At 70.4% G+C, this 14788-nt stretch carries 10 protein-coding genes; 6 read left to right on the top strand and 4 right to left on the bottom strand.

The window, feature by feature from the left end:
* Positions 1 to 54 precede the first annotated feature (54 nt).
* Both ASG29_RS03605 and ASG29_RS03600 read right to left on the bottom strand, forming a co-directional pair.
* Complete coding sequence (locus tag ASG29_RS03605; RefSeq protein ID WP_055980173.1) at positions 55 to 2088, bottom strand: hypothetical protein; 2034 nt, start codon at positions 2086 to 2088, stop codon at positions 55 to 57.
* 75 nt (positions 2089 to 2163) lie between these two features.
* On the bottom strand, positions 2164 to 4758 hold the full coding sequence (locus ASG29_RS03600; protein ID WP_082515582.1) for a TonB-dependent receptor domain-containing protein: 2595 nt from the start codon (positions 4756 to 4758) through the stop codon (positions 2164 to 2166).
* 174 nt (positions 4759 to 4932) lie between these two features.
* On the opposite strand from ASG29_RS03600, the gene ASG29_RS03595 reads away from it, so the two are divergent.
* Genes ASG29_RS03595 through ASG29_RS03570 form a run of 6 tightly spaced genes read left to right on the top strand, consistent with a single transcriptional unit; the run spans position 4933 to position 11719 of the window.
* Complete coding sequence (locus ASG29_RS03595; protein WP_082515638.1) at positions 4933 to 7143, top strand: glycoside hydrolase family 3 N-terminal domain-containing protein; 2211 nt, start codon at positions 4933 to 4935, stop codon at positions 7141 to 7143.
* Positions 7144 to 7187: 44 nt separating this feature from the next.
* On the top strand, positions 7188 to 8036 hold the full coding sequence (locus ASG29_RS03590) for an FAS1-like dehydratase domain-containing protein (RefSeq protein WP_055980171.1): 849 nt from the start codon (positions 7188 to 7190) through the stop codon (positions 8034 to 8036).
* Positions 8033 to 9652 (top strand): acyl-CoA dehydrogenase family protein, encoded by a 1620-nt coding sequence (locus ASG29_RS03585; RefSeq protein ID WP_055980168.1) that lies wholly within the window; start codon positions 8033 to 8035, stop codon positions 9650 to 9652. The genes ASG29_RS03590 and ASG29_RS03585 overlap by 4 nt, the downstream gene beginning before the upstream one ends.
* Positions 9649 to 10863 (top strand): CoA transferase, encoded by a 1215-nt coding sequence (locus ASG29_RS03580; protein WP_055980165.1) that lies wholly within the window; start codon positions 9649 to 9651, stop codon positions 10861 to 10863. Before ASG29_RS03585 ends, ASG29_RS03580 begins: the two co-directional genes overlap by 4 nt.
* A gap of 57 nt (positions 10864 to 10920) precedes the next feature.
* Entirely contained in the window at positions 10921 to 11442 is a 522-nt protein-coding gene (locus ASG29_RS03575) for a DUF1993 family protein (RefSeq protein ID WP_055980161.1), read from the top strand.
* Positions 11443 to 11461: 19 nt separating this feature from the next.
* Entirely contained in the window at positions 11462 to 11719 is a 258-nt protein-coding gene (locus ASG29_RS03570) for a hypothetical protein (protein ID WP_055980158.1), read from the top strand.
* 40 nt (positions 11720 to 11759) lie between these two features.
* On the opposite strand, the gene ASG29_RS03565 is transcribed toward ASG29_RS03570, so the two are convergent.
* Together ASG29_RS03565 and ASG29_RS03560 are read right to left on the bottom strand one after the other, a co-directional pair.
* Positions 11760 to 12206 carry a ferritin-like domain-containing protein gene (locus tag ASG29_RS03565; RefSeq protein ID WP_055980155.1) on the bottom strand — a complete coding sequence of 149 codons (447 nt, stop codon included), beginning with the start codon at positions 12204 to 12206 and terminating at the stop codon, positions 11760 to 11762.
* A 62-nt stretch (positions 12207 to 12268) separates the two neighbouring features.
* Positions 12269 to 14659 carry a TonB-dependent receptor gene (locus tag ASG29_RS03560; protein ID WP_082515636.1) on the bottom strand — a complete coding sequence of 797 codons (2391 nt, stop codon included), beginning with the start codon at positions 14657 to 14659 and terminating at the stop codon, positions 12269 to 12271.
* Between the last annotated feature and the right edge of the window lie 129 nt (positions 14660 to 14788).

The raw sequence follows: 14788 nt of genomic DNA, 5'->3' as shown, positions 1-14788 counted from the left end.
GGTTCGCGTGAGCGTCTCACGCCGCAATCTGAATGTCGATCGGCCCTAGCGAAGCTAGCGACGGGGGCTGGCCCGCGGCGGCCGCACCGCCAGATATACCGTGCTCCACAATTGCGCGGCGTTCGATTCGTCCACATCCTGCTTGCCCGCGCCGAACGGCACCACGGTGTAGCGCCCGTCGCGATAGGCCCAGGACCACAATTCCGAACTCTGCGTCGCGCGCGTCGCCTGGATCGCGCGCCACAGCGCGCGCTGCGTATCGGTCAGCACCGCGCGCGTCGACGCGGGCAGGTCTCGGCGCGCGAGCTGCTTTTCCAGCCCCGCGGCGAACAGCGCCTGCTGCCACGACCACACCACCGCACCGTGATAGGCCGCGGGGGTGAAGCGCGCCTGCACCTCGCGCGGGGCGAGCGCGGGATTGGCGACCAGCAGGCCGATGTCGGTCATCAGGCCCGCCGGAAACGGCCGCGCCAGCGCACGGACATAGGTTTCCAGCGACGCCGGATCGGGCTGCGCGAAGAGCAAGGCGAAGCCCTCGTCCGAATTGACGATCGGCACCGGCCGCCCGCGCGCGTCGAGCGCGATCGCGTGATAGACCAGCGGATCGCGCCCCAGCGCCGCCAGCGCGGGCGCGGCGGGCACGCCCACCGCCTGCGCGTAGCGACGGATCGCGGGGATCGCCTCGCGCGCGGGCGTGCTGACGCGGAACAGGTCGGGCGCCTGCGCGCGCCACGTCGCCGCCATCCCCGCCGCCTTCGTCAGGGCGTCGCGGTCGGCAGGAGACAGATACGGATCGAGCAGCCCGGCGGCGAGCAGTTGTGCGCCCGCCTCCAGCGCGGCGGGAACGAACACCGCATTGACGTCATAGGCATATTTGCCGCGTCCCAGCCCCTCCTCGCTGTCGCGCCACTGGCCCGTCAGCCGGCCGTCATGGAGGCCGACGAGGTTGGCGGCGCGCGGCGCGGCGGCGAAGGGCTGCGCCTGCGCGATCACGAAGCGCAGGTTGCGCACCAGCGCCGCGCCCGCGGTTTCCGACACGCCCGGCCGCGCCTCGCCCGGGATCGCGCGATCCAGGAAGCGGCGCGCGCCCGCGCGGTCCGCATGATCGAGCAGATAGGCGGCGGCAACGGGCGCGAGCATATAGTCGTCGTCGACCATGCCGTAGTCCAACGTCGCGCCGTCACCGCTCTTCCCGTGCTGGCGATTGTCGAGCACCGCGAACTCGCCGATCCCCTCCTCATGCGCCACCTCGCCGCCCGCGTTCAGCCGCGCCAGAACCGAGGACAATCCCGCCTCGATCGCCGCGGGGCGCAATGCGGGCATCAGCAGGCGGACCGACATCAGCGTATCGCGCCCGAAATAGGTGTCGAACCGCCACGACCCCGCCAGGAACTTCTCGCGATAGCTGAGGAAAGCCAAAGCGTTGCGCGCCGCGGGATCGGTGGCGGCGCGGTCGTTCAGCAGGTCGCGCTGCGCGATGCCGTGCAGCGGTGTTTCTCCCGTCGCGGCGGTGATCGCGACGCGGATGCGCCCGCCCGCCCCGGCGACGATCGCGCGGCCGTCGATCCGCCCCTCCAGCACGCGCAGCCGGAGCAGATACCCCGGCGCGCCGTCCAGCCGCTTGCGATGCCAGGTGATCGTGTCGCCCGCGACGACCGCATCGGTGGCGACCTCCTTCGGGAACTGGCCGACCGCCTGATAGTCGCGCAAATAGCGGACGTTCGACAGCACCGCCTGCCGCACCGTCAGCCGCGGTGCGGCGATCGTCGCCGTCGCCGCAATCCCGTTCAGCCGCGTCGCATCGGGCGCGGTCACAATCGTCGGGCGCGGCGCCTCCTCCAGCCGCCACGTCGCAGGCGTCGCCAGCGGCGCGAACCACACGCCGACGCCACTGTTGCCCGCAGGAAAGGCGACCAGGATGCGCGGATCGGTGCCGTTGCGCAGCAGCAGGTGCGCCGCCACGTCGCCCTCCCGCACCAGCGCGTTGATGTTCTGCCCCTCGGTCACGCGATACGACAGGTCGGGCGCGGCGAGCGCGGGCCCGGCGATCAGCGTGGCGGCCAGGACGGCACGGACGAAACGGCGCATCTTCTTCCTCTCAAACGACAGGGGCGTCGCAGCCGACAAGCCGCGACGCCCCGTTACGATCCGATCCCGACAGGATCAGAACTTGAACGTCAGCGATCCGCCATAGGTCGGGCCGACGATGCCGCGGGCGTAGAAGAAGCCGTCCGTGATCGCCTGCGTCTGCCCCTGCCGCGGATTACCCTCGGTCAGGCCGATGACGTCGAAGATATTCTCCGCATTCAGCGCGAGCTGGATGTTGTCGCTCAGGTTCAGTGCGACGCCGACCGAGGTCACGCCGTAGCTGGGCAGCGCCACGCCGTTGCCGTTGTCGGCGAAGATTTTGCCGACGTATTTGTAGCGGCCGTACACCTCGCCCCAGCCGTCGGGCAGCGTGATCGTGGGCGTGACCGTGAACAGCGTCGCGGGCGTGCGCTCCGGCCGGTTGCCCTCGAACGCCGCGCCCTGGTCGACGCCGTTCAGTTGCAAATTCTTCAGCTTGGGATCCTGGAACACGCCCTGGAAATTGATCGCGCCCCATTCGACCGGACGCACGACGAAGTCGATCTCGACGCCGTTCGTCCGCAGGTCCGCGTTCAGGTTCGTCTGCTGCGACGGGTTCAGCGGATCGGCGAAGTTATAGTTTTGGTCGTTGAAGTTGGTCCGGAACACCGTCGCGGAGCCGGAGAAGAAGCGGCCGTATTGATAGCGCACGCCCGCCTCGTACAGCTCAATCGTGGTGATCGGGTCGACGTTGTTGGTCTGGAAACCGTTGGCGTAGCGCGCATACACCGCGAAGTCGGGTGTGATGAGGTAGTTCGCGCCGACCGTCCACGCCGCCTTCCGCTGCGTCGCGCGTCGCGTCGTGTACGTACCGTCGAAGGTGGAGCCGACCGTCGGCAGGACGCCCGCGGTTCCGGGGGGCACCAGCTGCTCGAACACCCCGTCGCGAACCTGCACGATGCGCGCGGCGGCGTTGGCGGCGCTGGCGTTGTTGCCGTCGCGTGCACGCGCATTGTCGATTTCCCAGCGGATGCCGCCGTCGACGCGCAGGTCGCCGATCGCGATCTCGTCGTTGACGTACAGCGATACCGTCGAATCCTTGCGGTCGCGGATGCCCGCGCCCCAGTCACCGTAGGAGACGAGGCCGTTGTCGGACAGCGTGCCGACGACGTTGTTGTTCGCGTCCAGCGCGACGATGTCGTAGATGTCGCTGTTCGAGCGCACGTCGTTGACGACGCTGGCGGTCGCGGACTGGTCTTGCGCCCGCTTGACGTTGTAGTACATCACGCCCGCGGTCAGCGAGTTCTTGACGCTGTCGCCCTCATATTCCCAGCGCCCGCCGACGTTCAGGCCGAAGTCCCTGCCGTCGATGAAATCGTGGTTCAGCGTCGTGCGCTGGAGGAAGCCGTTGCCGTTCAGCGCGTTCAGCTCGGCGGTCTGGTTCGACCCCAGGACCGTGCCGGTGCGCAGGTTCTTGATCCCGAAGCGCGTGGCGCCCGGGAAGACGTTGTTGCCGCCGCGCTGCAACAGGTCGTTGATCGGCGACGACGCGCCGGGCGTCAGATAGTTGACTGCACTGGTCAACCCGGCGTTGCCCGTGCCGGAACCGGGGAAGATGCCATTGAAATCGTACGAGTATTTCAGATACCGGCCGCGCGCGAACAGGTCGATCGAATCGGTGACCGGCTTTTCGATGTCGAGGCGGATCTGCGCCGTCTTCGCCTTGATGCCGTCGCGCCCGCGGAAGGGGCGGATGCCGCTTTCGTGCGCGAAGGTCGACACGGGTACCGCGATGTTGCGGAACGCATCGCCGCCGATGTTGCCGAACTGGGTGTCCAGGCCGGGGATGCCCGACGGCTCGCCGTTCTCGAACCGATAGGGCTGCGTCGCGTAGAAGGCGTTCTCCACATCGCCGCCCTTGCCCGAGAGCCGGACGTAGCCCCCGTCGTCGAACCGGTATTCCAGCGCCCCCTTCAGCCGCCAGCCGGCATAGTCGAACGGATTGTCGCGCACGCCGGGGTTGGACTGAACGTAACCGCCGACGTTGAACGCCAGCTTGTCGGTCAACGGCGCGGAATAATAGAAGTCCGCGCGCTTCATGCCGTAATCGTACGCGGTGACGCGTGCCATCGCCTCCGTGCGGGTGAAATTCGGCCGCTTGGAGATGAAGTTGATCGTCGCGCCCGCGCCGTTGACGGTCAGCACGCCCGACGAGCCGCCCTTGACGGCTTCCAGCCGGTCGATCGTCAGGTCCTGATCGAAGAAGAAGTCGGCGCCGCCGCCGCTGTAGAGGATCGGCAGGCCGTCCTCCTCGAGCTGGACGAAACGCTGCCCGCCGCCCTGAAGGCCGCGGACGGAATAATTGTTCGACACCTGCCCCGCGGTGCCCTCGACGAAGATGCCCGGCACCAGTTCGAGCATGTCCGCCGTCGATCGCGGCGCGCGCCGGTCGATGTCGGCGCGGCTCGCCAGCGTGATGTCCGCCGATGCGGTGATGAGCGGGCGGTCGCGCGACGTGGTGCCGGTGACGACGATGTCCGACAGGTCCTCTCCCGCCGTATCCGCCGCGGGCTCGCCCGGCTGCGTGGTGGTCGCGGCCGTGGGGGACGTCTGCGCCGACAGCGGCAACGGCAGCGCGGCAACTCCCGCGAGAAGCGCGACGCGCGCGCCACGACCGAACGAAACCCTCATGATTCTCTCCCCAGTCGACCGGCTGTAATCGCGACGAACTGACCATCACGACATAGTCTTGGTCGAGCGCAGCGGATATGAAATCGTTCAACGGGTTAATAGATTTGCATCAACTGTGGCCGTCGGGTCACGCATCATTTCGGGAGCGTTCCGATGTCGTTCGATGCAGGGATCATGACTGCCCGTCGTCTTGCACGCCGCGACGTCGTCGCCGCGTTACTTGCGATGGGCGTCGTGCGACCCGCCCCCGCCGCGGTACGTCGGATCGACGATCTGGTGGCGCGGATGACGATCGCGGAGAAGGCGGGGCAGCTCAGCTGCTTCAACGACGTGATCCGCCCCGTCGGCGCGGTGTTCAATCCCGTCGTCGACGCGCGCGGGGCGGACGCGATGCTGGCGGACGTGCGCGCGGGGCGCGTCGGCATGCTCTTCAACGGGTACGGCGTCGCGGGCGCGCGGCGGGCGCAGGCGGCGGCGCTGGACAGCCGGCTGGGCATCCCGCTCGTCTTCGCCGCCGACGTGATCCACGGTTGCCGGACGATCTTCCCGATCCCGCTGGCGGAGGCGGCGGCGTTCGACCCCGACCTGTCGGAACGCGCCGCGCGCGCGGTGGCGCGGGAGGCGAGCGCGGGCGGCCTGCACTGGACCTTCGCCCCCGTCGTCGACGTGGCGCGCGACCAGCGCTGGGGCCGGGTGGCGGAGGGCGCGGGGGAGGACGTGTATCTCAACTGCCTGCTCGCCGCCGCGCGCGTCCGCGGCTTTCAGGGGCTGGACCTGCGCCGCGCCGATGCGATCGCCGCCACGCCGAAGCATTTCGCGGGCTATTCGGCGGTGCGCGGGGGCATGGAATATGCCGCGGTCGACATGAGTGACGCGGAACTGCGCGAAACGTACCTGCCCCCGTTCGCCGCCGCCTTCGCCGCGGGGGCGGCGGCGACGATGGCGTCCTTCACCGATGTCGGCGGCATTCCCGCGGCGGCGAACCGGCGGCTGCTGACCGATATCCTGCGCGGGTCGATGCGCTTCGCCGGGCTGTGCGTGTCCGATTATGACGCGGACCGGGAATTGATCGCGCACGGCGTCGCCGCGGACGAGGCGGATGCAGCGCGGCTGGCGATCCTGGCGGGGGTGGACATGTCCATGCAGAGCGGGCTGTACAATCGCCACCTCCCCGCCCTGGTCGACAGCGGGCGCGTCCCGGTCGCGGCGGTCGACCGCGCGGTGCGCCGCGTGCTGGCGCTGAAGGAGGCACTGGGGCTGTTCGACGATCCGTATCGCTCGCTCGATGTCCGTGCCGAACGGCGCGAGACCCGATCGCGGCCGATCCGCGCGCTGGCGCGGGAGGTCGCGACGCGATCGATCGTGCTGCTGCGCAACGAGGGCGACCTGCTCCCGCTGGCGCGCGATCGCCGTATCGCGCTGATCGGTCCGTTCGCCACCGACCGCGCCAACCTGAACGGGCCGTGGTCGTTCGCGGGCGACGCCGCGGACGGGATCGACCTGGCCAGCGGCATCCGCGCGCACGCGCCCGCTTTGGTCGTCGACGACGGCGCGGACCCCGCCCGCGCCGCCGCGGTGGCGCGCGGGGCGGACGTCGTGCTGCTGGCGATCGGCGAAAGCGGCGACATGTCGGGCGAGGGCAACAGCCGTACCTCGATCACAGTGCCGCCTGCGCATCAGGCGCTGGCGGAGGCGATCGCGGCGACGGGCGTACCGATGGTCGTGCTGCTGCGCCATGGCCGCGCCCTGGTGCTGGAAGGCGCGGTGCGCGACGCGCGCGCGATCCTGGCGACGTGGTTCCTGGGCGAGCAGACCGGGCCCGCGGTCGCCGACATCCTGTTCGGCGTCAGGGAGCCGACGGGGCGCCTGCCCGTCAGCTTCCCGCTGGCGGACGGGCAGCAGCCGTGGTCGTACGATCGCAAGGCGACCGGCCGCCCCGCCCCCGACGACGATCCCGCAATGCCCGGCCGCAGCCGCTGGCGCGACGCACCCGACCGCGCCCTGTACGAATTCGGCGCAGGGTCGGGCTATACCCGCTTCGCGCTGTCGGACCTGCGCGTGCCGGCAACGGTCGCGCGCGGCGCGGCGGTCGTCGTGGACGTTGCGCTGCGCAACGTCGGCGCGCGCCGCGGCGCGGCACTGGTCCGCGTGGACATCCACGACGTCGTCGCCAGCCGGACGCGCCCGGCGCGCCAGATGAAGGCGTTCCGCCGTGTCGTGCTCGACGCGGGCGAGACGCGGCGCGTGACGCTGTCGATCGCGCATGACGATCTCGCGCTGGTCGCCGCCGACGGTGCGTGGCGCGTCGAACCGGGCGACATCGACCTGTGGGTCGATGCCGGGCCCGGCGCGCGCATCGCGGGCCGTTTCCGTGTGGAGGGATGATCCCCGACTTGGCCGATCGCCCCGGATGCCCGATAGGTCGCGGCATGGACGATGACGACGCGCCGCGGCTGGAGGACTGGATCGGATCGCAGCAGGTCTGCGACGATCCCCTTGCGCCCTTCCCGGCGCAGGCGCTCGGCGCGGTGCTGGGGCGGCGGGAGGTCGGCGACATGCTGCCCCTGCCGTGGCACTGGCTGTACGCGATCGTCCCCCCCGCCCCGGGCGCGACCGGCGTCGACGGCCACCCCGCGCGCGGCGGCTTCCTGCCCCCCGTCCCGCTGCCGCGACGCATGTGGGCGGGCAGCGACATCGCGATCGCGCGCCCGCTACATTTGGGCACGCCGGCGCGGCGCACGTCCACCGTGGCCGACGTGCGGCGCAAGGACGGGCGCAGCGGCCCCCTGGTGTTCGTGACGGTCGAGCATGTCTGGACGCAGGGCGACGCGATCTGCCTGACCGAGCGGCAGGACATCGTCTATCGCGACGTCGCCCCACTCGCCGGGACGCCCGTAGCGCCGCCGCCCGAACCGATCGACCCGGCCCCGGTCCGTGCGACGTCGACGCCCGATGCGGTCATGCTGTTCCGCTATTCCGCGCTCACCCACAACGCGCATCGCATCCATTACGACCTGCCCTACGCCACCGATGCGGAGGGGTATCCCGGCCTGGTCGTCCACGGACCGCTGATCGCGACGATGCTGATCGACGCCGCGACGCCGCTGGTCGACGGTCGTCGGCCGGTGCGCTTCTCCTTCCGCGCCCAACGTCCTGCCTTCGCCGGGCAGCCGCTGCGCCTGTGCGCGCGCGCCGACGGGCCGTCGCTGTCCTTGTGGAGCGTGAACGCGGACGGTCATGTCGGCGTCCGCGCCACGCTGGAGCTGGCCAGCGAATGACGCCGGATCCCGGTCACGAGGCGGACCGCTGGCTCGCCGCCCTGGCGGTCGAGGCCGATGCCGTCGCCGCGTCGCTGGCGCACGCCTGCGGGGGGCGAGCCGACGACGTGCAGATCGAGGCGTTCGACCTCGCCTGGGCCGTCGCCGAACTGCGCGCGGCGACCGCGGGGCTGACGGCGCGCCACGGGCTGGCGCACGACCTGGCCCTGCTGTTCGCGGTCGAGGCGGGACAGTCCGCGCTCGCCCGGCTGGAGGGGATCGCGCGCGCGATCGATCACGCGCCGGATGTCCTGACCGCGCTGCGCGGCGACCCGGACTGGAACCGGGTGCAGCGCGAGGCCGCGGGACCGCGCGCGCTGAAACGCATCGGCGCGGCGGTGATCGCCGCGACGGACGAGATCGACGAGCCGCCGCTCGACGACGTCACGCGCATTGCCCGCGACACCTTCGCCCGCTTCGCGCAGCACACCGTCGCGCCGCTCGCCGCCGGGATCCACCGCGACGACCTGACCGTGCCGGAGGCGATCCTGGCCCCGATGCGCGACCTCGGCGCGTTCGGGCTGTCGATCCCGGAACGATACGGCGGCGTCGCGGGCGACGAGGCGACCGCCGCGACCACGATGGTGGCGGTGACGGAGGTGCTGTCCGAAGCGTCGCTGGCGGCGGCGGGCAGCCTCATCACCCGGCCGGAGATATTGAGCCGCGCGCTCCTGGCCGGCGGGACGGAGGCGCAGAAGCGCCACTGGCTGCCCCGCATCGCGCGCGGCGCGCCGTTGTGCGCCATCGCGATCACCGAACCCGATTACGGCTCCGACGCCGCCGCGTTGCAATTGCGCGCCACGAAGGTGGAGGGCGGCTGGACGCTGGACGGCGCAAAGACGTGGTGCACCTTCGCGGGCAAGGCGGAAGTGCTGATGGTCGTCGCGCGGACGACCCCCGGGTCCGCGGCAGGGCATCGCGGGCTCAGCCTGATGATGGTCGAGAAGCCGTCCGACGACGGCCACGCCTTTGCGCACGAGCAGCCCGGCGGCGGGCGGCTGGCGGGGCGCGCGATCCCGACGATCGGCTATCGCGGGATGCATTCGTTCGACCTGTCGTTCGACGGCTGGTTCGTGCCCGACGCCTGCGTGATCGGGGAGGAGGGCGGCGTCGGGCGCGGATTCTACCTGACCATGGCGGGGATGACGGGCGGACGGATGCAGACCGCGGGCCGCGCGTCCGGCGTGATGCGCGCCGCCCTGCGCGCCGCGATCGGCCATGCCCGCGACCGCCGCGTGTTCGGCGCGCCGCTGGCATCGTGGCCGCTGACGCAGGCGAAGGTCGCGCGGCTGGCGGCGCGCGCGCTGGCCTGCCGCCGGCTGGCCTTCGCGGTCGCGGCGGGCACCGACGACGCGGCCCGGCCCGTCGACGCCAGCCTTGCGAAGCTCATCGCGTGCCGCTCCGCCGAACTGGTGACGCGCGAGGCGGTGCAGATCCACGGCGGCATGGGCTATGCGGAGGAAAGCGCGGTCAGCCGCCTGTTCGTCGACGCACGCGTCCTGTCGATCTTCGAAGGCGCGGAGGAGACGCTGGCGCTGAAGGTGATCGCGCGCGCGCTGCTGGACCGCGCGCGGTGACGGCCGCGGGAATCCTGTCCGACCTGCGCATCGTGGAGGCATCGGCCTTCGTCGCCGCGCCGCTCGGGGGCATGACGCTGGCGCAGATGGGCGCCGAGGTGATCCGCATCGACGATATCCGCGGCGCGCCCGACATCGCGCGCTGGCCCGTGACCGCGGACGGGACCAGCCTGTTCTGGGCCGGGCTGAACAAGGGCAAGCGCTCCGTCGCGCTCGACCTGCGCAGCGACGCGGGGCGGGAGATCGCGACCGCGCTGGCCACCGCGCCGGGGCCGGGCGCGGGACTGCTGCTGACCAACCTGCCGCCGCGCGGCTGGCTCGACGGCGATGCGTTGCGCGCGATCCGGCCGGACCTGATCCAGTTGGTCGTGCAGGGGGATCGCCACGGCGGCAGCGCGGTCGATTATACGATCAACCCGCGCACCGGCCTGCCCTTCCTGACCGGCACGGGCGCCGCGCCGGTCAACCACGTCCTGCCCGCGTGGGATCTGGTGACCGGGCAGATGGCGGCGCTGGGCCTGCTGGCCGCGGAGCGGCACCGCACGCGCACGGGACGCGGGCAGCAGGTCACGCTGGCGCTGGAGGACGTCGCTTTGGCGGTGATGGGCCATCTGGGCTTCATCGCGCAGGCGGAGGCGGGCGGGGAGCGGGAAGCGGCGGGAAACGACCTGTACGGCGCGTTCGGGCGCGACTTCGCCACGTCCGACGGCGGGCGGATCATGGTCGTCGGCCTGACGGGACGGCAATGGTCCGCGCTGCTCGCCGCGACCGGCCTGGCCGACGACATGGCCGCCCTGTCAGACCGCCTCGATCTCGACCTGACGCAGGAGGGGAACCGCTACCGCGCGCGCGACGCCATCGCGGACCTGATCGCGCCATGGTTCGCCATGCACACGACGGACGCCGCGGCGGCGGCGCTGGAGCGGGCACGCGCCGCCTACGGCCGCTATCGCACGGTGGCCGAGATGGTGGCCGACGACCCGGCCTGCTCGCTCGCCAACCCCCTGTTCGCGATGGTCGACCAGCCGGGGATCGGTCCCTCGCTCGCCCCCGGCCTGCCGCTGCGCTTCGGCGGCAGCGGCGACCTGCCCCCCGCCCCCGCGCCGCGCCCCGGCGCCGACACCGCCGCGGTGCTGGCCGACGTACTGGGCATGTCCGACGCCGCCTATGGCGCGCTGGCGGCGCGCGGCATCGTGCCCCGCGACGGCTGACATGGACGCGCGCACCGCGAACCGCCATGGCGGGGCGATAACAGCAGGAGCAGGATCATGACGTTTTCCCTCTACGACGCGGTCGTCCCTTCCAATCTCCAGATCCTGCGCGCGGTCGACGGGCTGGTGGACAAGGCCGCGGCCTTCTGTGCGCAGAACGGCCGCAGCGAAGCGGATCTGATCGACGCACGCCTCGCGCCCGACATGCTGCCGTTCGGCTATCAGGTGAAATCCTGCGTCGCGCATTCGGTCGGCGGGATCGAGGGCGCACGCACGGGGTCCTTCTCCCCCGACATGTCGGCATGGCCGACCGACATCGCCGGGCTCCACGCGATCCTGCGGACCGCGATCGAGACGTTGGCCGCGACCGACCGCGACAGCATCGACGCACTGGTCGACAGCGACACCCATTTCCTGTTCGGCGAGGTGCGGATGCCGTTCACGGGCGCGAACTTCCTGCTATCCTTCTCGCAACCCAATTTCTATTTCCACGCGACCACGGCCTATGCGATCCTGCGTGCGCAGGGCGTGAAGCTGGGCAAGCGCGACTTCATCGGTATCCCGCGGATCAATCGCTGAGAATCGAAAGGGGCGGCGGATGTCCGACGATTACGCCCGCGGCCGCCGCGACGGCCTGCGCATGGCGCTGGACGTGCTGGCGCTGGAGGAGGCGAAATGGGCGGCGCTGCTGGGCGAGAGCGAATCGTGGCGCACCAACGCCACGCGCACCGTCCGGCACAAGCAGTTGCAGATCGCGGGGCAGCGTATCCGCACCGTCCTCAACAGGCTGACGCCCAAGGACGCCGCCGCGATCGACGCGGAACTCGCCGCCGCGCTGGATCGCGCAGGGCTATAGAAGGCGATGGACGGCCGGTCGGAACCGGCCGTCCCCGCGGTCACGCGAAGCTGTGCTTCAGCGCGCTCATCCGGTCATGGCCTTCGCGGACCGGGCCGTAACCCGCCTCGATCGCCGCCAGCGTTTCCGGCGACAGGCCGTCTTCCTTCAGCGCGCTTTCGTACTTCGCCTTGATATGGTCCTCGCCGCGCTCGACCTCCATGATGATCGCCTTGTCGTCCTGGCCGGTCAGCGCCTGCTTCAGGTCGAGGAAGGTGCGGTGCGCCGCGGCCAGCAGACTGGAATCCTGCTCGGGCTCGCCGCCCAGCGCGCGGACCCGCGCCTGGAGGTCCATCGCCACCTTCGACCGGTCGCGTGCGAAGTCGGCGAACATGGTCGCATATTGCGTGCTCTCCGCGTCCTTCGCGGCCTCTTCATACCCCTTCATGCTGTCGAGGGTCGTCTTGATGAGGCCGTTCAGGACGGACACGTCTTTGTCGTTGCTCATGGGGCTGCTCCTGTGGGGGGACCCGCTCAACGATCGCGGCGCGATAAGGTCCCCCCGCGTCGTCAGAACTGCCCGCGAAGGCGGATGCCGTAGGTCCGCGGCGGCGCCAGATACGCGTTCTGGTCCCCGGTCTGGAGCGGGGTGTTGAACGATTGCGAGGCATAGGCCTCGTTCGTCAGGTTCTGCGCCCAGCCTTCGACGCTCAGCCCGGATTTCAGCTTCACGCCCAGGTTGGCGTTCAGCAATCCCACCGCGCGCCGCTCGGTCAGCGACGCGGTGTTGATGAGCTGCGGGCCGCTGTACTGATATTGCACTCGCGCGGTCAGGTTCATCTCGTCCGTGATCGGCTGATCCAGATTGACCGTCGCATTGCCCTGGAACTTGGGCGCGAAGCGGAAGCGCGATCCCGACAGGACGGGGTCGATGCCGCCGTCCTGCGCATAGCGCGCGCGCGGCAGCCACGTGCCGTCCAGGCCGATCGTGATCGCGTCGGTCAACTGGAACAGATTTTCGAACTCGACCCCGTAATCCTCCGCCGAATCGGCGTTGAGGACGGTGAACTGGAGGCCGACGAACTGCGCGATCTGTACGTTGGAGATGTCGTAGTAGAACAGCGCGATGTTGCTGCGCGCGCGGCGATCGAGATACTCGATCTTCGCGCCCACCTCGACCGCGTTGACGGTTTCGGGCTCGTACACCGGGCTCAGCGGCTGTTGCAGCGTCGCGCCCGGGTTGAACGCCAGCACCAGCCCGCGGACCGCGGCGGGAAGCGCGTTGAATTCCGCCGGGTTGTTCAGCAACGTGCCCGCACCGTTGGAATCGATGTTGACGCCGCCCGCCTTGAAGCCGCGATTGTACGTCGCATACAGCATCACGTCGTCGACCGGGCGATATTGCAGGCCGAACGTCCCGCTCAGCGCCTTGTCGGTCGTGCTCGCGTCATAGGCCGGGCCGGGCGACACGCCCAGCAGCTTGAAGATCGCGTTCGGCCGCGGATCGTAGAAGGCGTAGCGGAACGCGCCCTCCTTTTCCTCGATCGAATAGCGCAGGCCCGCGATGACGTTGAACTTCGTCCCGATCGCGAAGTCGACATGGCCGAACGCGGCATAGGATTTGGCGCGCCCGCCCATGATCTCGTTCGCGACGCGCCCCTGCACCGCCGCCGCCGTCCCCGCCGGCACCCCGCGCGCGGCCAGCAACGTGTTCCAGTACGGCTGCGCCTGCGCACCCCACGACAGGTCGCGCCCCATTTCCAGCTTCTCGTCCGAGAAGAACCCGCCCAGCACCACGTCGGCGTTCAGCGCCTCGATCTTGCCGTTGTAGGTCAGCTCCTGCGAGAAGAAGCGGCTGGAGAAATCCTCGTCCAGGTTCAGGATGTCCGCGCCGGAGAAATCGGCATCGGCATCGCGCTGCCCGACGGTGAACTTGCGCAGTGCGGTGACCGACCGGATCTCGCCCTCGCCCACCCCGATGTTGACCAGCGCGGTGCCGCCGTAATCCTGGATGCGCTGCCGATTGGTGGCGTTCAGCGACGCGCTGTAATCGGACAGGCGACGCGACGGCACCGCGCGGCCGTTGGCGCGCGTCAGCGCGTCGACCAGCGGTTGCGTCGGTCCGTCGACGTAATTGGCGGTCGCGTAGCAGCAATTGCCCTGCGACAGCGCATAGTCGCCGATCAGCCGGATCGAGAAGCGATCGCTCGGCTCGAACCGCAACTGCGCCTTCACCGCCTGGCTCGCGTCGTTGTTCAGCGGCCGGCCGGTCGTGGCGTCGCGGAAATAGCCGTCGCGCGTGGAGGCGAGGCCCGCGATGCGGAACGACAGCGTGTCGGTCAACGGCACGCTGACCGCGCCGCGCGTCAGGACGGTGTTGAAGTTGGAATAGCCGATGTCGACCAGACCCTCGATGCGGTCGGGGCTGGGCAGGGTCGACGTCAGCAGCAGCGCGCCCGCGGTCGTGTTCTTGCCGAACAGCGTCCCCTGCGGCCCGCGCAGGACCTGGAGGTTGTCGATGTCGAGGAAGTTCTGCAACGCCGACGCCGCGCGGCTGCGGTACACGCCGTCGATGAACACGCCGACCGAGCCTTCGAAGCTGCGGCTGTTGCCCGTCGTGCCGAGGCCGCGGATGATGACGTTGGCCGAGGACGACGCGATGTTCGTCACGCGGAAGCTGATGCTGGGGCTGATCGCCTGGATGTTCGAGATGTTCTCGACCCGCGCGGTCGCCAATGCGTCGGCATCGGCCGCGGTGATGGAGATCGGCACGTTCTGGATGTTCTCGCTGCGGCGCTGCGCCGTCACGATGATGTCGCCCAGGCCCGTGGTCGGGCTATCGTCGGTCGCCTCGGCCGTGGTGGCCGTCGTCGTGGCGGGGTCCGACGTCTGCGCGCCCGCTGCCGTCGCCAGGAACATCGGTGCCGCCGATGCCAGAATGCGCCACTTGGTCGACTTCATCGTCACCTCTCCCGATCATCCTCGCGCGGCCTCGTCGGGTCGCGTCGCTGCCCCGGCCCTAAAGCGCGCGGAGTTACGATACAAGTGTATCCTATCATCGCTCGCGGACGGCGGTTGCGCGCCGGACCG

The sequence above is a fragment of the Sphingomonas sp. Leaf412 genome (genome assembly GCF_001425405.1).
In the GTDB taxonomy this organism is placed as follows: Bacteria; Pseudomonadota; Alphaproteobacteria; order Sphingomonadales; family Sphingomonadaceae; genus Sphingomonas.
Note: the sequence above shows the minus strand (reverse complement) of the source record. Positions and strands in the feature narration are given on the sequence as shown.

Bases quoted from the DNA above. Each gene is read 5' to 3' on its own strand.
- ASG29_RS03605 (WP_055980173.1), bottom strand. From the start codon at position 2,088: ATGCGCCGTTTCGTCCGTGCCGTCCTGGCCGCCACGCTGATCGCCGGG.
- ASG29_RS03600 (WP_082515582.1), bottom strand. From the start codon at position 4,758: ATGAGGGTTTCGTTCGGTCGTGGCGCGCGCGTCGCGCTTCTCGCGGGA.
- ASG29_RS03595 (WP_082515638.1), top strand. From the start codon at position 4,933: ATGACTGCCCGTCGTCTTGCACGCCGCGACGTCGTCGCCGCGTTACTT.
- ASG29_RS03590 (WP_055980171.1), top strand. From the start codon at position 7,188: ATGGACGATGACGACGCGCCGCGGCTGGAGGACTGGATCGGATCGCAG.
- ASG29_RS03585 (WP_055980168.1), top strand. From the start codon at position 8,033: ATGACGCCGGATCCCGGTCACGAGGCGGACCGCTGGCTCGCCGCCCTG.
- ASG29_RS03575 (WP_055980161.1), top strand. From the start codon at position 10,921: ATGACGTTTTCCCTCTACGACGCGGTCGTCCCTTCCAATCTCCAGATC.
- ASG29_RS03570 (WP_055980158.1), top strand. From the start codon at position 11,462: ATGTCCGACGATTACGCCCGCGGCCGCCGCGACGGCCTGCGCATGGCG.
- ASG29_RS03565 (WP_055980155.1), bottom strand. From the start codon at position 12,206: ATGAGCAACGACAAAGACGTGTCCGTCCTGAACGGCCTCATCAAGACG.
- ASG29_RS03560 (WP_082515636.1), bottom strand. From the start codon at position 14,659: ATGAAGTCGACCAAGTGGCGCATTCTGGCATCGGCGGCACCGATGTTC.